Source organism: Pseudomonas sp. MPB26 (genome assembly GCF_046605355.1).
GTDB classification, from domain to species: domain Bacteria; phylum Pseudomonadota; class Gammaproteobacteria; order Pseudomonadales; family Pseudomonadaceae; genus Aquipseudomonas; species Aquipseudomonas cedrina.
In genome coordinates this window covers 75016-101861 of sequence record NZ_CP176793.1, presented here as the reverse complement: position 1 = coordinate 101861, position 26846 = coordinate 75016, and the positions used below count along the sequence as shown (strand labels likewise).

Annotated in this window: 20 protein-coding genes; 5 read left to right on the top strand and 15 right to left on the bottom strand. The window is 61.4% G+C overall.

The genetic code is table 11. The features are described from left to right. The first annotated feature begins 56 nt into the window (after positions 1–56). Positions 57–182: a hypothetical protein gene (locus ACLH0H_RS00430; RefSeq protein ID WP_267903512.1), complete on the top strand. Its 126-nt coding sequence runs from the start codon at positions 57–59 to the stop codon at positions 180–182. On the opposite strand, the gene ACLH0H_RS00425 is transcribed toward ACLH0H_RS00430, so the two are convergent. From ACLH0H_RS00425 to ACLH0H_RS00415, 3 genes are read right to left on the bottom strand one after another with little or no spacing between them, the layout of a single operon-like run. Further along, on the bottom strand, positions 179–787 hold the full coding sequence (locus ACLH0H_RS00425) for a glutathione S-transferase (protein ID WP_411380533.1): 609 nt from the start codon (positions 785–787) through the stop codon (positions 179–181). The two genes, ACLH0H_RS00430 and ACLH0H_RS00425, sit on opposite strands and share 4 nt — an antisense overlap. Further along, positions 784–4422: an AAA family ATPase gene (locus ACLH0H_RS00420; protein WP_411380532.1), complete on the bottom strand. Its 3639-nt coding sequence runs from the start codon at positions 4420–4422 to the stop codon at positions 784–786. The genes ACLH0H_RS00425 and ACLH0H_RS00420 overlap by 4 nt, the downstream gene beginning before the upstream one ends. Further along, a complete protein-coding gene (locus ACLH0H_RS00415) occupies positions 4419–5660 on the bottom strand; it encodes an exonuclease SbcCD subunit D C-terminal domain-containing protein (protein WP_411380531.1) in 1242 nt (413 codons plus the stop codon). Before ACLH0H_RS00415 ends, ACLH0H_RS00420 begins: the two co-directional genes overlap by 4 nt. A 403-nt stretch (positions 5661–6063) precedes the next feature. Between ACLH0H_RS00415 and ACLH0H_RS00410 the strand changes: the two genes are divergently transcribed. Then, positions 6064–6300, top strand: coding sequence for a hypothetical protein (locus tag ACLH0H_RS00410; RefSeq protein ID WP_411380530.1), 237 nt, complete (start codon positions 6064–6066; stop codon positions 6298–6300). A 99-nt stretch (positions 6301–6399) separates the two neighbouring features. Here ACLH0H_RS00410 and ACLH0H_RS00405 read toward each other — a convergent pair whose 3' ends face one another. Next, on the bottom strand, positions 6400–6699 hold the full coding sequence (locus ACLH0H_RS00405) for a DUF6124 family protein (RefSeq protein ID WP_411380529.1): 300 nt from the start codon (positions 6697–6699) through the stop codon (positions 6400–6402). A 433-nt stretch (positions 6700–7132) separates the two neighbouring features. Here ACLH0H_RS00405 and ACLH0H_RS00400 point away from each other — a divergent pair, with 433 nt between their 5' ends. Next, positions 7133–7741: a hypothetical protein gene (locus ACLH0H_RS00400; RefSeq protein ID WP_411380528.1), complete on the top strand. Its 609-nt coding sequence runs from the start codon at positions 7133–7135 to the stop codon at positions 7739–7741. Between the two features lie 101 nt (positions 7742–7842). Here the strand turns inward: ACLH0H_RS00400 and ACLH0H_RS00395 are convergent, their stop codons facing one another. The 7 genes from ACLH0H_RS00395 to ACLH0H_RS00365 form a co-directional block, all read right to left on the bottom strand. Beyond that, positions 7843–9483 carry a BatD family protein gene (locus tag ACLH0H_RS00395; RefSeq protein ID WP_411380527.1) on the bottom strand — a complete coding sequence of 547 codons (1641 nt, stop codon included), beginning with the start codon at positions 9481–9483 and terminating at the stop codon, positions 7843–7845. Beyond that, positions 9480–11219, bottom strand: coding sequence for a tetratricopeptide repeat protein (locus tag ACLH0H_RS00390; protein WP_411380526.1), 1740 nt, complete (start codon positions 11217–11219; stop codon positions 9480–9482). The genes ACLH0H_RS00395 and ACLH0H_RS00390 overlap by 4 nt, the downstream gene beginning before the upstream one ends. Then, the gene (locus ACLH0H_RS00385; RefSeq protein ID WP_411380525.1) at positions 11216–12304 is read right to left on the bottom strand and encodes a vWA domain-containing protein; all 1089 of its coding nucleotides are present in this window, start codon (positions 12302–12304) and stop codon (positions 11216–11218) included. Before ACLH0H_RS00385 ends, ACLH0H_RS00390 begins: the two co-directional genes overlap by 4 nt. Beyond that, positions 12297–12791, bottom strand: coding sequence for a DUF4381 domain-containing protein (locus ACLH0H_RS00380; RefSeq protein ID WP_076954577.1), 495 nt, complete (start codon positions 12789–12791; stop codon positions 12297–12299). Before ACLH0H_RS00380 ends, ACLH0H_RS00385 begins: the two co-directional genes overlap by 8 nt. Further along, the gene (locus ACLH0H_RS00375) at positions 12788–13720 is read right to left on the bottom strand and encodes a DUF58 domain-containing protein (protein WP_076954578.1); all 933 of its coding nucleotides are present in this window, start codon (positions 13718–13720) and stop codon (positions 12788–12790) included. The genes ACLH0H_RS00380 and ACLH0H_RS00375 overlap by 4 nt, the downstream gene beginning before the upstream one ends. Positions 13721–13725: 5 nt before the next feature. After that, on the bottom strand, positions 13726–14685 hold the full coding sequence (locus ACLH0H_RS00370; protein WP_003174327.1) for an AAA family ATPase: 960 nt from the start codon (positions 14683–14685) through the stop codon (positions 13726–13728). Positions 14686–14978: 293 nt separating this feature from the next. Next, entirely contained in the window at positions 14979–15332 is a 354-nt protein-coding gene (locus ACLH0H_RS00365) for a hypothetical protein (RefSeq protein ID WP_411380524.1), read from the bottom strand. A gap of 255 nt (positions 15333–15587) precedes the next feature. On the opposite strand from ACLH0H_RS00365, the gene ACLH0H_RS00360 reads away from it, so the two are divergent. Together ACLH0H_RS00360 and ACLH0H_RS00355 are read left to right on the top strand one after the other, a co-directional pair. Further along, on the top strand, positions 15588–17195 hold the full coding sequence (locus ACLH0H_RS00360) for a dermonecrotic toxin domain-containing protein (RefSeq protein ID WP_411380523.1): 1608 nt from the start codon (positions 15588–15590) through the stop codon (positions 17193–17195). A gap of 459 nt (positions 17196–17654) precedes the next feature. Further along, complete coding sequence (locus ACLH0H_RS00355; protein ID WP_411380522.1) at positions 17655–22514, top strand: NAD-glutamate dehydrogenase; 4860 nt, start codon at positions 17655–17657, stop codon at positions 22512–22514. Between the two features lie 86 nt (positions 22515–22600). On the opposite strand, the gene ACLH0H_RS00350 is transcribed toward ACLH0H_RS00355, so the two are convergent. The 4 genes from ACLH0H_RS00350 to ACLH0H_RS00335 form a co-directional block, all read right to left on the bottom strand. Beyond that, on the bottom strand, positions 22601–23650 hold the full coding sequence (locus ACLH0H_RS00350) for a hypothetical protein (protein ID WP_411380521.1): 1050 nt from the start codon (positions 23648–23650) through the stop codon (positions 22601–22603). Positions 23651–23754: 104 nt separating this feature from the next. Continuing rightward, positions 23755–24447, bottom strand: a complete 693-nt coding sequence (locus tag ACLH0H_RS00345) for a GntR family transcriptional regulator (RefSeq protein ID WP_411380520.1) — start codon at positions 24445–24447, stop codon at positions 23755–23757. A 15-nt stretch (positions 24448–24462) separates the two neighbouring features. Continuing rightward, positions 24463–25164, bottom strand: coding sequence for a FadR/GntR family transcriptional regulator (locus ACLH0H_RS00340; RefSeq protein ID WP_411380519.1), 702 nt, complete (start codon positions 25162–25164; stop codon positions 24463–24465). A 169-nt stretch (positions 25165–25333) separates the two neighbouring features. Further along, positions 25334–26659, bottom strand: a complete 1326-nt coding sequence (locus ACLH0H_RS00335) for a C4-dicarboxylate transporter DctA (protein ID WP_411382475.1) — start codon at positions 26657–26659, stop codon at positions 25334–25336. Positions 26660–26846: the final 187 nt, after the last annotated feature.

The window sequence follows — 26846 nt, the reverse complement described above, 5'->3', positions numbered from 1 at the left end:
CCATGAGTTTAAATTTGGCGCTCGAATATTGACGCCTATCTCCTGGAATCGACAGCATGGCACTCCGACTCGCGGCACTCATCCTGGTCCTTTATTCCGCTCCTATCCTGTCCTCGGTACAACTGGCGGACGGCGAGCCGGAGATTGCCCGCGAGCGGTTGTTGAACCTGGTGCAGGGTTAAATCGTCAGCAGGTGGGGTTTTGCCATCACGCTAATAAACAGCGGCGAATTCAAAAAACACTCCAGCCACCTCTGCAACTTTGGATACGGCGCACCGGCGAACCATTCCCGATCCACGTGGGCAAACTGTCGCACAAAAGGCGCCAGGGCCATGTCCGCCAGGCTCGGGTGATCGGCCAGCAGGTACTCGCGTTCGGCCAGCAATTGCTCCAGTTTTCGCAGGAACACTTCGCCCGCGGCCCGGTAATCTTCCATGGGCTGTTCGGGATAACGTTCGGCGTACTTGTATCGATCCAATTGATACTTGAAGCTGTGGTCGTTCTCGGCAATCAGTGCCAACACCGCTGGATCGCCTTGCAGCAGCCAGTCATCCGGATCGTGCCGTGCCAGCGCCCACTGCATGATTGCCAGGCTTTCATCGATCACCGCGCCATCCGCACTCAACACCGGCACCGTGCCCTTGGGTGACAGCGCCAGCATTTCAACCGGTTTGGCCTTCAGGCTTACCTCGATGATGCGCACGGGCACACCGCAATAGCGCAAGGCCAGGCGCGCACGCATCGCATACGGGCAACGCCGGAACGAATACAGCCGTATCTCGCTCACGTGACCTCCAGGGTGCTCAAGCCATTGCCTTGGCGCTTGACCTGGATCTGCACCGGAATGCGTTCGTGCATTTCCTGCACATGGGAGATCACCGCCACCTTGCGTCCCTGGGCCTGCAAGCCATCCAGCGCGTCCATGGCCAATTGGAGCGACTCAGGGTCCAGGCTGCCAAAGCCTTCGTCGATAAACAGCGACTCGATCTTCAGTGTGCTGGAGGCCATCGACGCCAAGCCCAGGGCCAGCGCCAACGACACCAGGAAGGTTTCGCCGCCGGACAACGAATGCACCGAACGCAGTTCGTCGCCCATTTCAGTGTCCATCACCAGCAGGCCAAGCATGCTGCCACCGCGCTTGAGGCGGTAGCGCCGCACCAGCTGGCGCAGTTGCACGTTGGCGTGGTGCACCAGCAAGTCGAGGTTATAGGCCTGGGCGATCTTGCGGAAAGTGTCGCCGGTGGCCGAGCCGATCAGCGCATTCAAGCGTGCCCAACGCTGCCATTCGTCATAAGCCTGGGCGATCTGCGCGGCGAAGGCCTGGTTGGCCTCCTGGCGACGCTGGTCTTCGGATTGGCGCGCGCGCAGTTCGGCGCAGGCTTTTTCAGCCTCGGCCAATTGCTGGTTGAGTGTGGCCAGGGCGCTGTCCAGTGCTTCGGCTTCGAGGTTGCCGTTGTGCAGGGCCTGGTGCTCGGCGAGCCGTTGTTCGCGCTCTTGCAGCAGGACCTTGGCTTGTTCGACGGCTTTTTCGCTGTGCTGCACCTGCTGGCGCAATTGGCTGACCTGGGCCTCATCGACGGCGAGCAGGCGGTTGAGGCCTTCGTCGTCGAGTTCCGGGTGCAGGGCGCGCCACTCGCTGATGCGCGTGTCGAGTGTCTGCTGCTCGGCCTGCAGCGCCTGCTGGCGTTCCTGCTGGGCCTTGAGATCGGCGGCAAGTTGGACCAATGCGTTGTGGATCTCTTGCAACTGCTTGTTGGCGTCGGTCTCACTCTGGCGTGACTGGCTGCCGGCTTGGTCCAACTGCTGCTGCCATTGTTCGGCGCTGCGGTGTTCGCCGAGCAATGCGCCGAGCTTTTCCCGGGCCGCCTGTTGTTGGGTGGCCAGTTCGGTGACCTGCTGCACCAACGCATCGAGTTGTTGCTGGCGATGCTGCTGGTGGGTCTGTTCCTTTTCTATCGCCTGTTGGCGTTCCTGTTGCTCCGCCAGTTCGTCGCGTTGATAACCGAGCTGTTCAAGGCGCTGGCTGACCTGCTGGTCCAGTTGCATGAAGGTGGCGGCAGGTTCAGCGCGCAGACCTTCCAGGGTGTCGGCAGGCAACAGGCTGGCGAAGGCGTTGAGTTCCTGGTCGAGGCGTTCACGGTCGCTGGCCAGCTCGCGTTGCTGGTCTGCCAGTAATTGGCGGGCCTGCTGGCTGGCTTCCTGGGCGGCTTGCAGTTGCTGCTGCAGGCGCCCGGCGTTTTGTTGCAGGTTGAGCAGGGCGCCTTGGCGTTGTTCGTCCTGGGCGATGCTCTGGGTGAGTTGGGCCAGTTGCTGGGCCAGCCAGGCGCTGCGCTTGGCCGCATCCTGGTTGAGCAATGCCGCGCACAGCGGGTGCGCGTCCATGCTCGGCTTGAGCGCTTGCTGTTGCGCCGCCAGTTGCTCCTGCTGTTGCAGGTATTCCTTCTGCTGGGCGATCAAGCCGCCCACTTCACCGCGCAGCTCAGTGAGTTTTTCCTTGAGCGTATCCACGGCTTTCTGCGCCAGGGCCTCCTCGTTTTCATCATGGCGGCCGAGGCTTTGCAGCAGCGCTTCGGGTTGATGGTACGGGTGCTCATGGCTGCCGCACACCGGGCAGGGCTGCTCGTCCTGCAACCGCGCGCGCAATTCCTCGACGCTGGCGCTGCGGGCCAGGCGCTGGCGTTCCAGCAGCTGTTTGGTCACCGTCAGGGTCTGTTCGGCCACGGTCAGCTCGGCCTTGGTCTGCAAGCCGGTCTGGTTCAGTTGCTCGCGTTGCTGGTGGGCATCGGCAAGCTTCTGCGCGAGGACACTGGCCTGGTGGTCGAGCTGCTGCTGGCTGTCCCACAGGCGCGTCAGGTCTTCGAAAGCGCGTTGCTGTTTACGATTGTCTTGCAGCAGGCTGGCCAGCAGCTGGATCTGTTCGGCCACCGCATGGGGCTCGGCGCCGGCCTCCTGATACAGCAGGTCCAGGGCCTCGCGTTGCTGGGTGAACTGTGCGGCGGCGTGGGTGGCGCGTTGCTCCAGTTGCGGCAGCTCGGCCTGGCCTTTGTTCAAGCGGTTACCGATCAGCATCAACTGCTGCAGGCGGTCGCGGTAGGCGCTCCAGGCCTCGCTCAGCGGGGCGAGGGCGGCGCTCTGTTCAAGTCCGGTGGCCAGGCCTTGCAGGCGTTCGGCGACCTGGCGCTGCTTTTCGAGCAAGCCATTGAGCTGGACCTGTCCTTGATGGCAGGCGTTTTCATGCTGCTGTTTGTCCTCGGTGCGCTTGGCCAGTTCTTTAGTCAAGTGGGCGAGGGTGTTTTGCTCCTCAAAGGCCTGGCGCAGCAAAGGCAGGGCGTCAGCCTGGTTTTGCATGGCTTGGGCCAATGCGGCTTGCGCCATGGCTTGTTGTTGCTGGGCCTGTTCCTGGCGGGTATGCAATTCGCCTTGTTGTTGGCTATGCAGCTGAATCTGCGCGGCTAACGGCTCAAGCACGGTGCGCAGTTCTGCCCGGCGCGCGAAGTGGTGGCGCTGCGGCGCCAACTGGTCCAGGCGGCTCAGGTCCTGGCGTTGCTGGCCCTGGTTATCCCACTCGGCCTGCGCCTGCTGCAGCGCTTCGGTGGCGGCGAGTTGGCGCGCTTGCCATTCACGCAGCTCCTTGAGCCAGGTGTGCTGCAACTCCAACTGCTTGAGCTGGGCTTGCTGGGTCTTGAGCTGTTGTTGTGCGGCGTCCAATTGCTGGTCCAGCTCGGCACGGGCTTCGGGCGCGAGGGGCACCACGCCGGTGGCTTGGTCCTGCAACTGCTTGTGCACGTCCCGGGCGTCCTTGGCCTTGTCGAAGGCGCGTCGGCCGAGCTGGGTGTAGAGCGCGGTATCGGTGAGCTTCTCCAGCAGTTCGCTGCGTTCGTTGTCGTTGGCCTTGAGGAAGGCGCTGAACTCGCTTTGCGCCAGCAGCACGGCGCGGGTGAACTGTTCAAAGTTCAGGCCCAGGGCCAATTCCAGCTGGGTTTTGTATTCGGTTTTCTGGCTGGCCAGCAGTTGGTCGCTGTCCAGGTCGATCAGGCTCTGGCGGCTGTTCTGCAACTTGCCGCTGGCCTTGTCGCGGGCGCGGTTGGCTTCCCAGCGCGCACGGTAGCGACGGCCACTGACGCCGACAAAGTCCACTTCGGCATAACCGCCGCCGGTACCGCGCCGCAACAATGTGCGGGGGTCGCCGATGGAGATATCGCTGTCGGCGTCCGGCATTTTCGCCTGGCCGGTATCGCCCAGGCGTGGTACGGCGCCAAACAGCGCCAGGCACAGTGCATCGAGCAAGGTACTTTTGCCGGCGCCGGTCGGCCCGGTAATCGCGAACAGACCGGCGCTGGCCAAAGGCTCGGCGGTAAAGTCGATCTCGAACGGGCCGGCCAGGGAGGCGAGGTTCTTCAGGCGGATGGCGAGGATCTTCATGGCTGTTCGCTCTCCTGTTGCACTTCCTGGAGCAGCACGGCGAAATCCTTCAAGGTCTGTTCATCCACCGCACTGCCGTAGCTGTCCTGCCAGGCGCGGCTGAACAGCTCCTGGGGCGTGAGCTGGTCAAGTTCGATCAAGCGCTCTTCGTCGGTAGCGTCGCTGCCGCGTTTGCCGGCGTATTCCGCGGCGATGCGCACCAGGCGCACGGCCTTGCCGTCCAGGGCGTTTTCGATCTGCTGGCGCAGGTCGGGTTGCGGTTCGTCGAGGCGTACGCGCACTTCCAGCCACGGCTGGCGCTGGGTGTCGGCCAGCAGGTCGACGTCGGGCAGGTCGGCCAGTTGTCTGAGAATATCGGCCAGGGGCGCGGCTTCCAGGCGTTGCAGGTTGACGGCGCGGGGGATCAGCAGCGGTTCGACGCTGACCAGCGCCTGGCCCTGGAACGTCACGTCGAGAATCTGGTGCTTGTAGTTGATTTCTGAAAAAGACAGCGGAATCGGCGAGCCGCTGTAGCGAATGCGTTCTTCGCCATTGACCTTTTGCGGCTTGTGCAAATGGCCGAGGGCCACATAGGCGACACTTCTATCGAACAGACTGGCCGGCAGCGCCTCGGCATTGCCGATGATCAGGCTGCGCTCGGAGTCTTCCGACACCGAGCCACCCGCCATGTGCGCATGGCTGATGGCAATCAGCGCCTGGCCTTTCTTGCGCTTGGCGTTGGCGGCGGCGATCAGCCATTCATGCACTTGGCCGATGCCGCGCTGGTAGTCGTCGCCCAGGTGTGCACCGGTGACTTCCGCCGGACGCAGGAAGGGCAGCGCCAGGCACCACGCGGCGACCTTGCCCTTGGCATCCGGCAGGGGGATCAGCAAGCGCTCGGCATCGAGTTGGCCATCGTCCAGCCACAGCACGCGGCCGAGGGCATGGGTGCGCAAGCGGCGCATCAACGGCGCGGGCAATTCGATGCGCGAGCCGGAGTCGTGGTTGCCGGCGATCATCACGATGGTCAGGTTGGGGTTTTGTTCGTGGGCGCTGATGATGAAATCGTACAGCCGCTCCTGGGCCTTGAGCGGTGGGTTGACCGTGTCGAAGATATCGCCGGCGATCAGCAGCGCATCCGGACAGTGGGCCTTGAGTTGGCCCAGCAGCCACGCCAGGAAACAGGCATGTTCGAAGTCGCGTTCCTGGCCGTGAAGGTTTTGGCCCAGGTGCCAGTCGGAGGTGTGGAACAGACGCAAGGCGAACTCCGTGAATAACAGAAAAGTGAATGACCGCCATGAACAGAGAAGGGCGGTGAAAAGGAAGGGAGTTTACCCGGAATGTGACCACGTCGCCCCAGGCAACTCAGATCCAATGTGGGAGCGGGCATGTGTTGTTTGATTGATCGTTCCCATGCTCCGCGTGGGAATGCATCCCGTGACGCTCTGCGTCACCTGTGCGAGCTGTTCGGCGGGACGCGGAGCGTCCCAGGCGGCATTCCCACGCAGAGCGTGGGAACGATCAAGCGAATGAGTGGTTAAAGGCAGTTTCGAAATAACCTTGATTAGAAAAATATTTAACCCTATGAATTTTCACAGGTTCTCAAGTCGTTGGCCGAGGGCATGATCAAGATGTGTTAACTAACTGTCAGAGGACATAATCATGGCTAATAAAGCGGATATACCTGTTGAATCGTCACTTGGCACGGCAGACGTTGCCCCGAACGAAGGCCAGGGTCCATCGGCACCCACCACCGACAAAACGGCAGTGGGTGCGGATAGCCAGCCTAAAAGTCGTGTAGCCAAGTACAACAAGTACAACAAGTACAACCAGTTGCTTCGTATTGAGGAGGAGCTTGGTGATAGCGCAACGGCTAAAACCCGTGCGCCTACGAAGTAGCGTGTCTGGGAACATGCCTGGCGATTTAAATCCGTCTTGAAGATACGCCCTCGCCTCGGTGAGGGCGTTTCAGTTAATGGACCCAAGTGTGTGAGCTGATCACTCGGTGTGCAGGCAATCCAGCGCTCGGTCGGCCAGGGTTTTGGCGTTGCTGATCAAGTGCTCGGTGGCGCCGGCCATGTGGCGCTGTTCGCCGCTCAACGCCTGGCAGGTGCTTGCGGCGGTTGCGGCGGCGCAACGCAGCAGGTCGCAGATTTGCGCGAGTGCGTCTTCGAAGCTGAGGTCTTGGTGCACGGTGAAGGGTGGTGCTGAGGCGGGTTGCAGGTAGTGGCTCAGGGCGCGTTCGAAGATTTTGCGGTCGGGGGTGAAGCGGGGTGGGTCGGGGACGATTTTGTTCATGTAATGAAGCTCCTGCAGTGCTGGGAGCCATTCTTTTGCCGATCTCACTCGTCAAAAGGTGGCAGCTATGTGCGGGGTGAGATTACCGGGGCAGGAGAACCCGGTCAGACCGAAGTCTGCCCGCACACAGCCGCCATAGAGCATGTTGCTCGCGGTTGTGACACTTGGCTCTCCCGAACACAGGATCTCACCCCTGATCGCTGATCTGCAGCGACGGAACGAAGGCTAGCCAGTGAACTGAACAGGCGCAAGGCCGTGGGATTGTCTAGGAAACTTCCTGCAAATTAAAGGGATATGGATTGCTGGCCTTTAACAACCCATGTCGAACCGCGGTTTCTCACTGCATGTGGAACCGAAAATCCTTCATGCGCCAATCATCACTCGCACCCGCCAGATGGCGGATCCTGATATGACTGGTTGAGAAAACTACGTGATGACTATTTCCCCGATTCACCAAGCGATTATTTCTTCGTTGGAGTCGATGCGCGCAAACGATGCCCCGCACGCCGCGCCTTTGTCGGTGGCTTTCAAGGGTGAGAAGGAGCAGCACTATGTGCCTCAGGAAAACGTCAAGCGCGCGCCGGAGGATCGACGCAGTGCCGAACAGATCATCGATGACAATCCGATCCTGAAGAACCTGGGCCATCAAAAAGATATCAATCGTGAATTGGCTTACGAGCGCCTGGGAGACTGGACTGCAAGCAATCCCGATCCCGAATCCAGGGCGGACGCTGCCTACAATGCCGCCCGGGTACTCAACTGGATTGATACCTCGCATACCGCCCGTGGCAAGAGCCGTGGTGAGTATTCGGACAACGGTGACTTGGAAGGTATTACCAGCAGTGGCGATGCTCGGCGTGGAACGCCGGCCGGGATGTGGAAGGATTTCACTGAGAAGGGTTACAGCGCGTTACGTAGCGATCATCGGTTGGACGACAATAATGACAGTCATGTGACGGCTAAAGGCACCAACTACGATAATGCGGATATGATTTTCGCCTATACGGTCGATGACCGATACGAAAAAGCGGGATTACATTGACGCCTGATCAGTACCTGACCTATCGCCGGGCAGGTTTCAATCAGGAATCGGTTGTGTTGCTTCGGGTATGACGTTCGATCGTTCCCAGCGCGTGGGAACGATTATTTGGGGTAAAGCGGCGGCAAGCTGGTGGTATCCGTTACAGTGTCCAATTCACGCTCGGCCATAGGAATCGCCTTCACCGCGCGCCACAAGTCTTCACCCAACCAATAGTGCCCACCTTCGCTGTAGAGCGCGCCGTTCAACCCATCCAAGGCATCCGACAGCGGCACGAACCGCGCCGCCATGTCCGCGAGGGTTTCCGGTTGTTGTCGCGCCCAGGCGTCCAGCGCCTGGCGGGTGGCGTGGGGGTCGTTGGCCTGGGTGGCGCGCTTGAGGTCGTCGAGCAGGCTGCGTGGGCTTGGGCCGGTGTGCGCGGCGCGCAGCACGGCGGGTTGCCAGCGCGCGCGCCACCACAGGCCAAAGCCCAGCAGGGTGGTGCAGGCCAGAAGCAAGGTGCTCAGTTGCCACAGCCACAGGTGGTTGTCGTCGGGGGCGGTGATCACGGTGGGCGTGGCGGGTGTGTCGACCGCCAGGCTCGGGTTGGCCGCCACTTGCAGGGTGCGCGCCGGCAGGCTGGTGCGTTCCAGATGGTCTTCGTGGGTGTTCCACCACACCACATCCACGGCGGGCAGTTCCAGCGGGCCTGCGCGGGTGGGCACCAGCGCTTCGCGGTCTTCGCGGCTGCCGGTCAGGCCACGGTCGTTGGCCTGGTTGCCGAGCACCGGCTGGTCCGGGTAGCGGCGCAGTCCGTTGATGTCGGTGCTGGGCAGGGCCGGCAATTGCGCGCTGGACAGGCCTTCGGCCTTGACCGTGAGACTGCGGGTGAGGGAGTCGCCCACTTGCACCTGTTCGGGCTCGGGGTTCCAGCTTTCAGTCAGGGTCAGGCTGCGCGCCGGCAGCCACGGCGTGTCGGTCGGGTACAGTGCCGGTTTGGGCTTGACCACCAGCGGCAACTGCGCCGAGCTGACGTGGATCAGCTTGCCCGGCTTGGTGCCCTGCAGCGTGTTCTCTTGCGGCGGGCGCGATTCCACGAGTGTCGCGCTGAAGGTCTGGGCCGGAATCGCCAGCGTGCCGCTGTGTTGCGGGTAGATGGCGTAGCGGGTCTCGATCACGCCGTGGCGGATGCTGTTGATGACCTTCTCATAGGTGCGCGACTCGCCCAGTTGCTCCACGCGTGCATCGGGAATCTGCAACGGCGTGAGGCTGCTGTCGTCATACAGCGACACCGAGTGGTACACGCGCACGGTCAACAGCGCCTGGGCCTGGACGTAGACGCTGGTCTGGTCGAGGTCGGCCTCGACAAACACTGGCGCCAGTTCAGCGGCGGTGTTCTGGCTGGCGGTTTCCACCACTTGCAGGCTGATCGGCTGGGTTTTGTACTCACCCACTTGCAGGGGCGGGATGATCACCGTGCCGTTTTCCTTGGGCAACAGGGTGATGATCCAGCGCGTCGTGGCGTGATTGTCGCCGTCCAGGGTGGTGAGCTGGTTGATCTGCCGCGTACCGCTGACTTCGAACTGTGCCTCAAGGGGCGACAGGTCGGGCTTGCCGAACTGCGTGACATCGCTGGACTCCACCGTCAGTTCCACCGTTTCCCCCGAATTGAGGCGGCTACGGTCGACGCTGGCGCTCAGGTTCGCCGCCTGGGCGTGGCCTGCCGACAAGGCGAGCAGGAGCAGTAGGGTGGTGCGGCGGCTCATCGAGTCTTGTCCTGATGTTGTTGCTGTTCGTACCAGAATTTGCGGCGCAGCAGTTCACCGGGGTTGTCCGGGATCTCCCGCAGCCATTGCTCCAGGGCCTGGCGCTGCTCGCCATCAAGGCTGGCATCGCTCGGGCGCAGCGGCGGGGTGGTGGTCTGTTCATCGCCCAGTTCGCTGCCGGGCACTTCGTTGCCGCCAGCGTGGGGCGTGGCGCCGGTTTGGCTATCGCCGGTGCCGGCCTCGCCTTGGCCTTGGGATGACTGCTCGCCACCCGTGGCGTTTTGCCCATTGGCACCCGGTTGCGCAGTTTGGCCGGGTTGGGTGGTTTCGTCATCCTCGTTTTTTGCCGGCGCAGGGGGTTCCGGTTGCGCCTGCTGTTGCATCAGGGTTTCGACCAGGGCTTTGTTTTTCAGCGCCGGTTGCAGGTCGGGCTGCGCTTCCAGGGCCTGTTCATAGGCGTCGATGGCGGCTTCCAGTTCACCGGACTTGGCCAGGGCGTTACCCCGATTGTAATGAGCATAGGCGTCATTGCCCTCGGCGAAACGCTTGGCGGCTTCGGTATAGTTGCCCGCTTCGTACAGCGCTACGCCCTGCCATTGCGAGTCCTGGAAGCGTTCGGCCGCTTCGGCGGGGCGTTTGTGCTTGAGCAGGTATTGGCCTTGCTGGTCGGGACGCAGCCACAGGTCCTGCAGGCCAAAGGCATAGCTGGGCTGGGGCGCGCTCAACAGCAGCAGCGGCAGGCAGAACAACCAGCCACGCCGCCCGGCGCAGGCGGCCAGCAGCAACAAGGGCAGGAGCAGCCAGTAACCCTGGTCGGCCCAGGTGTCCAGGTGCAGTCGTTGGCCGTCGTTGCGCAGGCTTTGTGGCGGGTCGAGAACGCCGAGCTGGCGCAGGTCTTTATCGTCCAGGCGTGCGGCGCGGTAGCGTCCGCCCATTTCGCTGGCAAAGGCCTTGAGGGTCGGGCTGTCGAGGCGCGGCACCAGGATCGCGCCTTGTTCGTCCTTGAGGAACTCGCCACTTTCCTGAGTCACCGGGGTGCCTTCGCGGCTGCCGATGCCCAGGATCGACAGGCTCGGCGCCTGGGCGCTTTGCAGTTGCAGGCGAATGCCCTGGCGTTCCTGTTTGGACAGCGAGGAACCTATCAGCAACAAGCGCCCTTGGCCAAGGCTGCCTTGCTTGAGCAGGCCCAGGGCTTTCCCAACCGCAAGGTCGGCACGGTGGCCGGGCTCGGGCATGATCGACGGGCGCAAGGCCTCCAGCAGGTTGCGGCTGGTGCCCAGGTCGTCCGACAGCGGCACCAGCGTGTGGGCGCTGCCGGCGTAGACGACGATGGCGGTTTGCGCATCGCTGCGTGCCTGCAGCATGTCGTACAGCTTGCGTCGCGCCTGTTCCAGGCGGTTCGGCGGGCTGTCGGTGGCGAGCATCTCCGGGGTCAGCTCCAGCAGCACCACCAAAGGATCGGACGGCTTCTGGCTGGACTGCTCAACCCGCTGCCAACTGGGGCCGAGCAGCGCCAGCACGGTCAACAGCCAGGCGATGCCGAGCACCACCCATGGCGACTTGCTTTGGCGCCCGTTGCCGCCACTGAGCAATACGCCGTGGAAGGCCGACGGCAGGATCATCTGCCAGCGCCCGGCGCGTTTTTGCCGGTGCCACAACTGCCACAGCAACCAGCCGAGCAACGGCAACAGCAGCAACCACCACGGACGGAACCAATGCGGCCACAGGTCGATCATCGACGCCTCCGCAAACGCAGGCGTTTGAGGCGCTGGCGCCATTCGGGGTGTTGTTGCAGGAAAATCCCCTTGCTTGACAGCCGATTGAACGCCCGCTGCAAGGCGTTGTTCGGCCAGCGCTCCTGGATCACCAATAGCATGCTCAGCAGCAAGGCCAGGGCCAGCGGCGCGCTGTACAACGCCAGCGCCGGGCGAGCCTGGGTGGGTTGTTGCTCGACGGGTTCAAGTGTGTCGAGGGTTTGCTTGATGGCTTGCAGTTCTTCGCCATCACGGGCGCGAAAATACTGGCCACCGGTGGTTTCGGCGATGGCCTTGAGCGCCGGCTCGTCGAGGTCCAGGCTCGGGTTGACCCCCAGAATGCCCAGGGAGCCGGTCTGTTCAGGGTCGGCTCCGATACCGATCGGGTAGATCTTCACGCCTTCCTCCGCGGCCAGGCGCGCGGCGGTCAGCGGGTCGATCTGCCCGGCGTTATTGGCGCCGTCGGTGACCAGGATCAGCACGCGGCTTTGCGCGGGTCGCTGGCGCAGGCGTTTGAGGGCCAGGCCGATGGCGTCACCGATCGCGGTGTTCTTGCCAGCGATACCGATGCGCGCTTCATCCAGCCAGGTGCGCACGGTACGCCGATCAAAGGTCAGCGGCGCCTGCAGGTAGGCCTGGCTGCCGAACAGGATCAGGCCGACGCGGTCGCCTTCACGGCCCTCAAGGAAATCGCCGAGCAGGTGTTTGACCAGGCTCAAGCGGCTCACGTCCTCGTCCCGCCAGTGCATGTCCGGGAAATCCATGGAGCCGGACACGTCCACCGCCACCAGCAGGTCGCGGCCGCTGGCGGCAATCGGCAGCGGCTCGCCGAGCCATTCCGGGCGCGCGGCGGCGCTCAACAGCAGCAGCCACAGCACCACGAACGGCGCTTGCTGGCGCCAGCCGGGCAGATTGGCGCGGGCACGGCGCCGGGCCAGGCCTTCAAGGTCGCTGAGGTAGCTGACTTTCAAGGCGGGCTCGCCGCTGTCGGCCGCCGGCAATACAAGGCGCATCAGCCACGGCAACGGCAACAGGGCGAAGATCCACGGCCAGGCGAACTCAAACATGTTTGCGAATCCACGTGTCGACGGCCTGGGTCAGGCCGGCGATGGCCTTATCGTCGAGTTTGCACTCGGGCTTGTAGGCGCCCTCCACCAACACCATCCAGCGAGTCAGGCCGGCGGCGGGGCAGCGGTTGTCGAGGAATGCCAGCCACTTGCGACCGTTGAGCGTGTGGCTCTGGCTGTAGGGATAGTCGTTGCGGCACAGGCGCTTGAGCAGGCCGTTGAGTTGCTGCAGCCAGGCGCCGGCCGGAGCGCCGTCGTAGGGTTTGGGCATCAGCGCCAGCTCCGCCAGGGCGGCGATGCGCAAGGGGTCCAAGGGTTGTTCGGCGCGGGCGATGGGGCGGCGGGTCGGCAGGAACCGTCGCAGTGACCACAAGCCCCAACCCAGCAGGGGAATGATCAGCAACAACAGCCACCAGCCCGGCGCAGGCGGCCAGAAGCCAATGGCCGGCGGGGCGATCAGCGGTTGCAGTTGGTCAAGGCTGCTCATTGTTTTTTAGCCGGGCGTTGCGGGTTGAGGTAGTCGCGCAGTTGCTCGACCATTTCGCTCTGGGTGCTCAAGGGCATCAGCAAAATCCGCAGTTTCTGCGCAAGCAGTTCCCAGCGGGCGATGCGCGCTTCGGCCTGGGCCTTGTAGGCCTGGCGCAAGTCGAAGTTCAGCGTGTCCAGTTCAAGTTGCGCGCCACGCTGCGCGAAACGCAGCAGCCCGGCGGCGGGCAGGGCGTGGTCCAGCGGGTCGGAGATCGGCAACAGCAGCAGGTCGCAATGGCGTGACAAAAGACTCAACTGTTGCTCGGCGCCTTCGGTGAGCGCGCGCTCGTCGCAGATCACGATCACCAGGCTGCCTGGGCGCAGCACTTCGCGTCCCCGGCGCAGGGCCATGCCGAGGGCGTCGGCTTCGGGACGGCTTTCGGTGCTCAGGCTCTGGTTGACGCGCACCAGGCGGTTGAGCAGTTGCAGCAGGCTTTGCTTGCTGCGGCGCGGCTTGATTTCGTAGTGCTCGTTGTCGCCGAACACCAGGCCGCCCACCCGGTCGTTATGCCCCAGCGCAGCCCAGCCGATCAGGCTCGCCGCCTGGGCGGCCAATACCGACTTGAACATCTGCCCCGAGCCGAAGAACAGCCGGCAGCTTTGTTCCACCATGATGAAGATCGGCCGTTCGCGTTCTTCATGGAACAGTTTGGTGTGCGGTTCCTGGGTGCGCGCGGTCACGCGCCAGTCGATGGTGCGCACGTCATCGCCGGCCTGGTACACGCGCACCTGGTCGAAGTCGACGCCGCGCCCGCGCAATTTGGAGTGGTGCAGGCCGATCAATGGGCTGCGCTGGCTTGGCGTGGAGAACAATTGCACTTCGCGCACGCGATGGCGCATCTCGATCAATTCGCTGAGCGTGACGCGGATCCCATCGCTTGCGTTCATGGGGTTCAAGCGACGGCAACGACGTCGAGAATGCGTTGCACGACGCGGTCCTGGTCAATTCCGGCGGCCTCGGCCTCGAACGACAGAATGATGCGGTGGCGCAGCACGTCGAACAACACGGCCTGGATGTCCTCGGGGCTGACGAAATCACGCCCGGCCAGCCAGGCATGGGCGCGCGCGCAGCGGTCCAACGCAATGGAGCCGCGCGGGCTGGCGCCGTAGGCGATCCACTCGGCCATTTCCGGATCGAACTTGGCCGGGGTGCGGGTGGCCATCACCAGCTGCACCAGGTATTCCTCCACCGCATCGGCCATGTACAGGCCGAGGATTTCCTTGCGCGCGGCGAAGATCGCTTGCTGGCTGACGCGGCGTTCTGGCTTGGTTTCACCGTTGAGCGCTTCGCCACGGGCCTGTTGCAGGATGCGCCGTTCGACGGCGGCATCGGGGAAGCCGATCTTGACGTGCATCAGGAAGCGGTCGAGCTGGGCCTCGGGCAGCGGGTACGTGCCTTCCTGCTCGATGGGATTTTGCGTGGCCATCACCAAAAACAGCGGCGACAGGTCATAGGTGCTGCGCCCGACGCTGACCTGGCGCTCGGCCATGGCTTCCAGCAGCGCCGACTGCACCTTGGCCGGTGCACGGTTGATTTCGTCCGCCAGCACCAGATTGTGGAAAATCGGCCCCTGCTGGAACACAAAGCTGCCGGTTTCCGGACGGTAAATCTCGGTGCCGGTGATGTCGGCGGGCAACAGGTCAGGGGTGAACTGGATACGATGGAACTGCGCTTCGATACCTTCGGCCAGCTCTTTGATGGCCTTGGTCTTGGCCAGTCCCGGCGCGCCTTCGACGAGCATATGGCCGTCGGCGAGCAAGGCGATCAGCAGGCGATCGATGAGTTTTTCCTGGCCGAGAATCTGCGTAGAAAGAAAGGTTCGCAGCGCAAGCAGCGCTTCACGATGTTCCATCGATGACGGTTCCTGGAAAGATGAGCCTGGGGCACCATGACACGCGCGCTGGGCTGGGGCGCCTACTTTAATGCATGGGAGGGGGCGGCGACTAACGACGTAACGGGTATTTTTGGCAAAACTTGTAGGATTTTTGTGTAGATCGCACAAATTGTGTTGAGGGCGCTTCGTGTTGTGAACACGGTCAATGTGGGAGCTGGCTTGCCAGCGAAAGCATCACCTCGGTGTGCCTGGTGCACCGAGTCGTCTGTATCGCACGCAAGCCAGCTCCCACATTTGACTTCTGGCAACGACTAGATCCGGACGAACGTACCGGTACCCCTGAGAATGTTGCGCAAGGTTTCTTCCACCTCCTCCAGATCCGACGCGGCCGTGTTGTGGGTGATCTGAAGTTGGTCCTTGCCACCCAGCGCATCGGCATCGCCCGCGGCCAGCTCAATCAGCAAGGTCGTGGCGCCCAGGGTGATCTTCAGCCCGTCCAGGGTCGATGGTTCGTAGTCCCAGGTAAGCTCGACTTCCTCTTCATCCGGGTAACGGCTGAGCATGAACATTTCGCCGTGCTTGCCGTGGCAGCAGAGCATGGCCATGTTGTCTTCTTCTTCGTCGCAGGGCGTCGCCATGAGGGCGTCGGTTTTCAATTGCAGCATGGGGAGTCCTGTGGGTAGAAGAAGTCCGCAAGGATAGTCCCATCCATTGTCCAGCTCAACGATAGGCACGCGGCGTTCGCCGATAGATTTTTTTGCGCAATGCCATAGAGGTAAGTAATGGACTCAGTCGTAGTGAATTCACCAATTACGTACGTGGTAGCAAGGATTTACATGCACTTGCCACGACGAGCTGAATGAACACGGAAGGCGATTCTTTACAAGGGATGAGTCAATAACGTGCCGGATGAAATTCACATGACTACCCAAGCGCTGTCGAAAAAACCATCGTCCTCGTCGATTCAGGCGCCCGCGACGACGCCCATCGCCCAATCGGACACAGACAATAAAGCGACCGGTACCGCACACAGCTTCCCGCCGGCCTACTTCAAGGCCCCGGTTCAATCCAACGAAGCCGTGGAACAACGTCTGCGGGCCTACACCAAGCCGCTGACGGCCAACCAGGTGACCTCGGTGCACGTGCGGCGCCAGATCATGGAGAAGGGTAAGGACCTGGACCCCGACAAAACCTTCCTGGTAACCATCGCCTATGATCACCGCACCAATACTCCACCGTATAAAGGGGTCATCGTTCAGAAAATTTCGCTGACCGACGCGGCGAAACTCAATATACAGGACGTCGATTTACCGTCACGCATGGGTAAGCGCACGGGCGAGGACGGGCCCTTTCAGATAAAACCGAGTTCAAGGCATAACGAAACACCGACGGCAACCGGTACGTTTGAGCTGCCAGATCAGGAAAGCGGGTTCACCAGTTATTACCAAGGCATTTACACCGAGCCTGCGCAAGGTTCTGAAAATGTCTATGACCAGCACAATAAAGTTGATATCCCACCCGCCGATTTCAAGCAAATGGTCTGGGAGTACAGCTATAAAACGCCCTACGACGAATATCTGGACGATTACTGGGATAACAATTCCCGTCATGCCTACAAGAGCGCGGCCACCGGCGCGTACTTGAAAACCGCGCACACGCAGCATCATGACGGATCGCTCAGCGAAAATGATCGGCGCATCGCCATGGGCGTGGCAGGCCTGCCCGCCGATAAAAAATACGCCGATCTGAATGATCATGACCTGAGCCAGCCTTACAAGGCCGACCCCAACCTTGAAACCAAATTCCTGACGTTCAACGGTTTTGAAATGCGCGCCTTCTACACGCGGGACAAGACCACCGGCAGAGTCCTGCTGTACCTGCCCGGCCAGACCCCAGCGCTTAAAGGTTTCAACGCTGTGCAGGACATGAATAAGTGGCTCGGCGAGCAAGTGAAGGATCCTCAAAAGGCCGCAGCCCTGAAGTTTTACTTCAGGCCCCAGGATCGCCCGACTGAGTTCAGGACGCTGGGCGCCGATGCGCGATTGGATTTTGTTGGCAGCTTCCTGGCGGGTGATTTTCCCGAGGAGAAAAAACAAAAGCAGGGTTATTGGGAAGAGGGCGGCTTATTCGGGGGGCAAGTGACTCACGGCAACCCGTTCGAAGAAATGCAGCGACGCACCGAAGCCGACACGAAGGCGGCCACCTCCCAGCAATTTGTGCTCAATCGCGACGTCAAGGAGCAGATAGCGTTCAAGTACCTGAATTACGCGAGCTATGGCTTGATACTTCTCGCCCCGCTGGGCGTTGCGTTTCCTCCGGTAGGGGCGGCGCTGACGGGGGTGGCCATCGGTATAGGGGCTGCGAAGCTGGGTATTGGTATCGACAGCTATAACAATGGCCGGCCCGGCGCAGACAAACGTGTGGTCGAGGGCATCCGTGATGTGTTGAAACCGCTGTTTGTTGAGGGCTTCGGGCAGGCTGGCAAACCTATCTCCGCTTTCATAAAGGGGCTGGTGTTCAAGGCGTGAAACGCCTTGGCCGAAGCGCGGGGCGTTGTATGGCAACATGTTCGCGTTGCTCAGGCATGACTTGACAGGCTCGCTGGGTCATTCCCGGTACTCAGTCGAGCGAAAAGCCGGGGTTTTTGCCCGGTATTCGCCGGTTGCACCCATCACAACCCCGCCTCCTGCTTACCGATGACCGAATATGTCGCAGCGTCGCAAGCAGCTGTCTTCCCACACTCGTTAAGCTGCGTAGCGGATGTGCATGTGCCTGGCGCCTGACCTGCCCGTCGTACCGTCACCCGGCACGGTGCGCATCTTATGGAAGTTGTATGTGACCTCATTGTCTTGTCCAGCTTCACCCACCTGTCACTCCGATCCGTTAAGCTGCCCTATGCTTACCTGCGAATCAGAGCTGACGGTCTCCCCGCAAGGGGATAACACGCGACGCTTCCATCAATAACAAGCCCAAGCGGAGTACCACAGATGGCGTTCTTCACCGCAGCCAGCAAGGCCGACTTCCAGCACCAACTGCAAGCGGCACTGGCGCAGCACATCAGTGAACAGGCACTGCCACAAGTGGCGCTGTTCGCTGAGCAATTCTTCGGCATTATTTCCCTGGATGAACTGACCCAGCGTCGCCTGTCCGACCTGGCCGGTTGCACCCTGTCTGCCTGGCGCCTGCTTGAGCGCTTTGATAACACCCAACCGCAAGTGCGGGTCTACAACCCCGATTACGAGCGTCATGGCTGGCAATCGACCCACACCGCGGTCGAAGTGCTGCACCACGACCTGCCGTTCCTGGTGGATTCGGTCCGTACCGAACTGAACCGCCGTGGCTACAGCATCCACACCCTGCAGACCACCGTGCTCAGTACACGTCGTGGCAGCAAGGGCGAACTGCTGGAAATTCTGCCCAAGGGCACCCAGGGCGAAGGCATCCAGCAAGAATCGCTGATGTACCTGGAAATCGACCGTTGCGCCAACGCCGCCGAACTGAACGTGCTGAGCAAAGAGCTTGAGCAGGTGTTGGGCGAAGTGCGCGTGGCCGTGGCCGATTTCGAACCGATGAAAGCCAAGGTCCAGGACCTGCTGGCCGGTATCGACGCCAGCCCGTTCAGCATCGACGGTGAAGAAAAAGCCGAGATCAAGAACTTCCTCGAATGGCTGGTGGGCAACCACTTCACCTTCCTCGGCTATGAAGAGTTCGTGGTACGTGACGAGGCCGATGGCGGTCATCTCGAATATGACGCCAGCTCGTTCCTCGGTCTGACCAAGCTGCTGCGCGCCGGCCTCACCGCCGATGACCTGCGCATCGAGGACTATGCCGTGGCCTACCTGCGCGAGCCGACCGTGCTGTCGTTCGCCAAGGCCGCGCACCCGAGCCGCGTGCACCGCCCGGCTTACCCGGACTACGTGTCGATCCGCGAGATCAGCGCCGACGGCAAGGTCATCAAGGAACACCGTTTCATGGGCCTGTACACCTCCTCGGTGTATGGCGAGAGCGTGCGGGTGATTCCTTACATCCGTCGCAAGGTCGCGGAAATCGAACGCCGCTCCGGCTTCCAGCCCAAGGCTCACCTGGGCAAAGAGTTGGCTCAAGTGGTTGAAGTGCTGCCGCGCGATGACCTGTTCCAGACTCCGGTCGATGAACTGTTCAGCACCGTGATGTCGATCGTGCAGATACAGGAACGCAACAAGATCCGCGTGTTCCTGCGCAAAGACCCGTACGGGCGTTTCTGCTACTGCCTGGCCTATGTGCCACGCGACATCTATTCCACCGAAGTGCGCCAGAAGATCCAGCAAGTACTGATGGATCGCCTGAAAGCCTCGGATTGCGAATTCTGGACCTTCTTCTCCGAATCCGTGCTGGCACGCGTGCAGCTGATTCTGCGGGTGGATCCGAAGAACCGCCTGGACATCGACCCGCTGCAACTGGAAAAAGAAGTGGTACAGGCCTGCCGCAGCTGGCAGGACGACTACGCCAGCCTGGTGGTCGAAAGCTTCGGCGAAGCCCATGGCACCAATGTGCTGGCGGACTTCCCGAAAGGCTTTCCGGCCGGCTACCGCGAGCGGTTTGCCGCGCATTCGGCCGTGGTCGACATGCAGCATTTGCTGAGCCTCACCGAAGCCAACCCGCTGGTGATGAGCTTCTATCAGCCGCTGGGCCAGGTCTCCGGCCAGCGCGAGCTGCATTGCAAGCTCTACCATGCGGACACCCCGCTGGCGTTGTCGGACGTGCTGCCGATCCTGGAAAACCTCGGCCTGCGCGTGCTCGGCGAATTCCCTTACCGCCTGCGTCATGCCAATGGCCGTGAGTTCTGGATCCATGACTTCGCGTTCATCGCCGCCGAAGGCGTGAACCTGGATATCCAGCAGCTCAACGACACCCTGCAGGATGCGTTCGTGCACATCGTGCATGGCGACGCCGAGAACGATGCGTTCAACCGCCTGGTGCTGACCGCCGGCCTGCCGTGGCGCGACGTGGCCTTGCTGCGTGCCTACGCGCGTTACCTGAAGCAGATCCGCCTGGGCTTCGACCTGGGTTACATCGCCAGTACCCTGAACAACCACACCGACATCGCCCGCGAGTTGACCCGGTTGTTCAAGACCCGCTTCTACCTGGCGCGCAAACTCACCGCCGACGACCTGGAAGACAAGCAACAACGCCTGGAACAAGCGATCCTCACAGCGCTGGACGACGTCCAGGTGCTCAACGAAGACCGCATCCTGCGTCGCTACCTGGACCTGATCAAGGCGACCCTGCGTACCAACTTCTACCAGACCGACGCCAACGGCCAGAACAAGTCGTACTTCAGCTTCAAGTTCAACCCGCACGCAATCCCCGAGCTGCCCAAGCCGGTGCCGAAGTTTGAAATCTTCGTGTACTCGCCGCGCGTCGAAGGCGTGCACCTGCGCTTTGGCAACGTGGCCCGCGGCGGCCTGCGCTGGTCCGACCGTGAGGAAGACTTCCGTACCGAAGTGCTCGGCCTGGTAAAAGCCCAGCAAGTGAAGAACTCGGTCATCGTGCCCGTGGGCGCGAAGGGCGGCTTCCTGCCGCGTCGCCTGCCATTGGGCGGCAGCCGGGACGAGATCGCGGCCGAGGGCATCGCCTGCTACCGCATTTTCATTTCCGGCCTGTTGGACATCACCGACAACCTCAAGGACGGCGCCCTGGTGCCGCCGGCCAACGTCGTGCGTCATGACGACGATGACCCGTACCTGGTGGTGGCGGCGGACAAGGGCACTGCGACCTTCTCCGACATTGCCAACGGCATCGCCATCGACTACGGCTTCTGGCTGGGCGATGCGTTCGCCTCCGGCGGTTCCGCCGGTTACGACCACAAGAAAATGGGCATCACCGCCAAGGGCGCGTGGGTCGGTGTGCAGCGTCACTTCCGTGAGCGCGGCATCAATGTGCAGCAAGACAGCATCACCGTGGTCGGTGTTGGCGACATGGCCGGCGACGTATTCGGTAACGGCTTGCTCATGTCCGACAAGCTGCAACTGGTTGCGGCTTTCAACCACATGCATATTTTCATCGATCCGAACCCGAACCCGGCGACCAGCTTCGTCGAGCGTCAGCGCCTGTTCGATTTGCCGCGCTCGGCCTGGACCGACTACGACACCAGCATCATGTCCGAAGGCGGCGGTATCTTCTCGCGCAGCGCCAAAAGCATCGCCATTTCGCCGCAGATGAAAGAACGCTTCGACATTTCGGCCGACAAGCTGACCCCGACCGAACTGCTCAACGCCTTGCTCAAGGCGCCGGTGGACCTGTTGTGGAACGGCGGTATCGGTACCTACGTCAAGGCCAGCACCGAGAGCCACGCCGACGTGGGCGACAAGGCCAACGACGCGCTGCGCGTCAACGGCAACGAGCTGCGCTGCAAGGTAGTGGGCGAGGGTGGTAACCTCGGCATGACCCAGCTGGGTCGTGTGGAGTTCGGCCTCAATGGCGGCGGTTCCAACACCGACTTCATCGACAACGCCGGTGGCGTGGACTGCTCCGACCATGAAGTGAACATCAAAATCCTGCTCAACGAAGTGGTGCAGGCCGGTGACATGACTGACAAGCAACGCAACCAGTTGCTGGCGAGCATGACCGACGAAGTCGGCCACCTGGTGTTGGGCAACAACTACAAGCAGACCCAGGCCCTGTCCCTGGCGGCGCGCCGTGCCTACGAGCGTGCCGCCGAGTACAAGCGCCTGATGAGCGACCTGGAAGGTCGTGGCAAGCTGGACCGCGCCATCGAGTACCTGCCGACCGAGGAGCAGCTCGTCGAGCGCGCCTCGAATGGCAAGGGCCTGACCCGCCCGGAGCTGTCGGTGCTGATTTCCTACAGCAAGATCGACCTCAAGGAAGCGCTGCTCAAGTCCCAGGTGCCGGATGATGAGTACCTGACCCGTGACATGGAGACCGCGTTCCCGCCGAGCCTGGTAGCCAAGTTCGGCGAAGCCATGCGCCGTCACCGCCTCAAGCGTGAGATCGTCAGCACCCAGATCGCCAACGACCTGGTCAACCACATGGGCATCACCTTCGTTCAACGGCTCAAAGAGTCGACCGGCATGAGCCCGGCGAACGTGGCGGGCGCTTATGTGATCGTGCGCGACATCTTCCACCTCCCGCACTGGTTCCGTCAGATCGAAGCCCTGGACCACCAGGTGTCGGCCGATGTGCAGTTGCAGTTGATGGACGAGCTGATGCGCCTGGGCCGTCGCGCCACGCGCTGGTTCCTGCGCAGCCGTCGCAACGAGCAGGACGCCGGGCGCGATACCGCGCATTTCGGTCCGCACCTGGCTGCGTTGGGCCTCAAGCTTGACGAACTGCTGGAAGGCCCGACCCGTGAAGGTTGGCAGACCCGCTACCAGGCCTACACCGAAGCCGGCGTGCCGGAGTTGTTGGCGCGCATGGTGGCAGGCACTACGCACCTGTACACCTTGCTGCCGATCATCGAGGCCGCCGACGTCACTGGCCACGATGCCGCCGAAGTGGCCAAGGCCTACTTCGCCGTGGGCAGCGCGCTGGACTTGCCATGGTACCTGCAGCAGATCAGCGATCTGCCGGTGGCCAACAACTGGCAGGCCCAGGCCCGTGAAGCGTTCCGCGACGATGTGGATTGGCAGCAGCGCGCGATCACCATCTCGGTCCTGCAAATGGCCGATGCGCCACAAGACATGGAAGCCCGCGTGGCCCTGTGGCTTGAGCAGCACCAGGACATGGCCGATCGCTGGCGCGCAATGATGGTGGAAATCCGTGCCGCGGTGGGCACGGACTACGCCATGTATGCGGTGGCCAACCGTGAGTTGCTGGACTTGGCGTTGAGTGGTCAGTCGGTGTTGTAACAGCCAGACTGAAGGCTGACGCGTAAAAAATCCCCGGATCTTTTGATCCGGGGATTTTTTTATGTCCAGGAAGTCGTGGTGAACCGTTATTTTGCGGTACCTGGGATGATCAAATCCTCCACGCGACTGAACAGCTGGAATATCCTTGAATCAAGGCTTGAAAAAATTTGCATGACTCTTTGCTTATCCGAAGGCGTCATTCGCCGTTCGATGTGATGCAGGTCAGCCGGGAGCTGGGGTGCGGTAATGGGGCCTTCCAGATTTTTATGTACATACTGTAAATAGGCATAAGCAACCGGGAGATCTGTTGCTAGCCCATAGCGGTTGGTTACCGGCAGCGGATGGCCATTCTGGTCCTGCACCGGGTCTTGGCTGTTCGGAATATTAGCGAGTGCGTATCCATACTCCAGCATCGACCTCAAGTGGCCGTCTCGCGCCAAATGGGCGAGCCGAATCTGCTTTTCCGCAAGGTTGGCGGTGGAGTCCGTGGCGAAGACTCTCGCATACATCGCCAGCGGGAGACCCGCGTCGGCGGATTCTTGATACAGCTCCTCGATTCGCGCCAGGCGCAGCGCCTCGTTGGCGATCAAGCTCGGTTTGCGTCGATATTGTTCGGCGAGTTTGAATTTAGCCAAGTCCCAGCCGGCGGCGGCGGACTTTTCAAGCCAGCTGATATCATTGGTGATGAGGTACATGTAATACATACCGTTGGGCGCTTCTTCCCGCGAAAAGCCGTTGACCAGTGTCTTGGCCTTTTCCAGCGACGCGGTATCCCCCAGCTGTATAAGCGCGGGAACGTAGTTTTGCGCCGCTGCAAGGTTGAGCCACTTTCTGGTTTCTTCGCTGGCTCGAGAAGATAACGTTCCGTCCTCGTTGTACCAGATACCGTCTTGTAATGCGTGGCAAGTGGCCATGTAGAATTGGCAAAGGACGCACCCGCCGGCTGCGCCAATGGTCAGGTAACGCTCAGCTTCGTCGAAAGCATTGAGCCCGAACAGTTTTATACCGGCCAGTGAAGCAGTCTTGTTCAAGACCTCCAGGTTTGCGTTCAGCGAGGGTGACAGGGTTTCTTTTTGCACAGTCAGTTGCGACAGCAAATCGAACAGCGCAGGTCTTACAGTTGACGCGGCAGACATGGTCCAAACCTCTAATAAGCACCGAAAGGGTGCGTATTCAGGTTATTGAAACAGCCGATTAAACGGGGATACATATATCTAGATGAAGTGTTGCCATGCCTCAATCAAGTCGTCAGGTAACTTGCAAGGCGATGCTGCAGATGGTCCAGATGCCGAGCCATCATGGCTTGAGCCTGGATAATGTCACGGCGTTCCAACGCGTCGACAATCGTCTGGTGTTCTTGCCATGCACACCCGTTGCAAGGCTGGGTCTCATACTGCGCAATGACCAGCGAGGTCAATGGCACCAGGCTGTTAAGGAACTGCGCCAAGGGGCCGTTGCCGGCAATCACCGCCAATTTAAGATGGAACTCGCCGGACAGGCGGATGGCTGCCGCGCGCTGATCGCGTACCAGGCATTCCTGCTCCATCAGGATAAGTTCACGTAACTGTCGCACCTGCTCCGGCTTGGCGTGAGTGCAGGCGAGTCGCACCACCGTCATTTCTGTCAGCCTTCGGGCCTCCAGAATCTGCTGGGCCTGTTGCCTATCTGGAGTGGCGACCTGGGCCCTCTGGTTAGGGCGCAGAATGACCACTTGCTGATGCGATAGCTTGGCGAGCACCCGGCGAATCACGCTGCGGCTCACGCCAAAGGTTTCGCCCAGGCTCTCTTCGGTAAACCGGCTGGCCGGGACGATGCGTTGTTCGAGAATGGCGTCGAACAGGCGTGGGTAGATATCGTCCACCGAAAGCTTTTTACCCGCGATCAGGCGCAGGGCAGGGAAGATCGGGTCGCGTTGCAGTGCGTGAGCGGTCATGGCCAGTCTCCAAAGTCAGCTGCCCAGATGGTCGTCCGGGATGTTCAGGGCAATGCCCATGCGCAAGCCTTCCTGGAGGATGTGCCGGCGCATTTCGGCACTGGCCAGGGCGCTGTTCTTGTTGCGGATGGCGCGCACCACGGCTTCGTTTTCCTGCAGGCGTTCGGCCAGGTGTTCCGGCGAATTGCGCAGCACCTGGGCGCTTTGCTTGAGGGCGTTGCTGGTCTGCTGCACCACGTTCTGGAAGATCGGGTTGGACGTGAGGGCAAACAGTTCTTCGTGAAAGCCGATGTAGGCATTCATGCCGGCTTCGGCGTCGCCTGCGTCGAGGGCTTCGCGCATGTCCATCAGGGTCAGGCGCAGTTGGCCGACTTCCTTGCTGCTGATGGATTGGGCCACCAGGCCGACGATGAAAGGTTCGAGGGTGTAGCGCAGTTGCAGGATATCTTCCAGGCTGGCATCCGCCACCGCGTCGCTTGATTGCGGCTCGCTGATGCGGGTCTCGAGGACCACCACGCCTTTGCCGGGCATGGAACGCACCAGGCCGAGGGTTTCCAGCACGATCACCGCTTCGCGCAGGCTCGGGCGGCTGATACCCATCTGTTCGGCCAGTTCGCGCTGGCCGGGGAGCATTTCGCCCCGGCGCCACTGGCCCCGCGCGAGGGCGGCGCGCAGTTTTTCTACCACTGAATTGACGACGGTTGAAGTGCTGATCACGTCGTACTCCTTTAAGTGCATACACAATAATTGAATTGGCGATGACCCAGTGTGGGAGCTGGCTTGCCTGCGATGACTGACTGCCAGGCAATGGATCTGGCGCCTGACCCAGCGCTATCGCAGGCAAGCCAGCTCCCACACTCTGCTAGGTGTTGTTCTTTTAAATGGATCAGAACTCCTGACGCGCCGGCAACACCGGTTTCTTGGCCTGGAAGGCATAACCTTGCTGACCCTCCAGCACTTTGTTGGCGCGCTGGATGTCGATGTCTTTCTCCCAGCGTGCAATGGCCACGGTGGCGACGCAGTTGCCGATCAGGTTGGTCAAGGCGCGACCGATGCCCATGAACCAGTCCACCGCCAGCACCAGCACCAGGCCCACCACCGGAATCGCCGGGATGGCGGTGAGGGTCGCCGCCAGGATCACCAGCGCCGAACCGGGTATGCCGTGGGCGCCCTTGGAGGTAATCAACGACACCAGCAAGATGGTCATCAGGTCGGTCATTGACAGCGGGGTGCCGGTGGCGTTGGCGATAAACACGATGGCCAGGGTCAGGTAGATCGAGAACCCGTCGAGGTTGAACGAATACCCGGTCGGGATCACCAACCCGACGGTGGAGCTGCCAATCCCCAGGTGCTCGAGTTTACGCATGACTTGTGGCAGCACCGCGTCGGAAGAGGCGGTGCCCATCACGATCAGCAACTCTTCACGCAGGTACTTGAGCAGCGGTAACAGGCGCAGGCCCGATACGCGCATCACCACGCCGAGGATCAGGCCGACGAACGCGAAGCAGGTCAGGTAAAACAAGCCCACCAGGCTACCCAAGTGCTGCAGGGAGTCCAGTCCGTACGTGCTGGTGGTGAAGGCGATTGCGCCGAACACGCCGATCGGCGCCAGGCGCACGATCATGCCCATGATGCGGAAAATTACGTGGCTCAGTTCATTGATCAGCCGCGTGATGCCCGAGGCCGCCTCGCCCACCAGGTTCAACGCGCTGCCGAACAGTACGGAGAACAGCAGCACTTGCAGCACGTTGTTTTCGGCGAAGGCGCCGATCACCGAGTTGGGGATCAGGTCCATCAGGAACTGGCTGGTGCCCTTGATGTGCTGACCCTTGTCGGCCAGTTCGTGGAGGCCCGCCGATGACAGTTGCTCCAAGTGGATATTGGCACCGGTGCCGATACCGGTACTGAAGGCCATGACCAGGCCGATCACCAGGGCGATAGTGGTGAGTATTTCAAAGTAGATCACCGACTTGAGGCCGATGCGCCCGACTTTTTTCAAGTCGCCGGCGCCGGAGATGCCGCTGACCACCACGCAGAACACGATCAGGCCGATCAGCATCTTGATCAGCTTGATAAAGCCATCACCCAGGGGTTTGAGTTGCGTGGAGAATTCGGGAAGGGCCAGGCCGCAAATGACGCCGAGCATCAGGCCAATCACAACTTGCAGGAAAATCGAACGCGAGCACCATCTGAGCATGGGAGGGATCTCTATTCGGTGCCCTGGTGGTTCCAGGGCTTAATTGTTGTGGTCATACCGGTAAGTCCAGTGCGTCGCCAGTCTAGGCCAGGTATTTTTGAAATAACAACTCATTATTTGTCGGTTGACGAGTCCCGGTCTGACCAGTTGGTCGGCGAGGGCGGTGCTTGAGCGGTTGGCGGGGTGGAAAATTTTTCGCTTA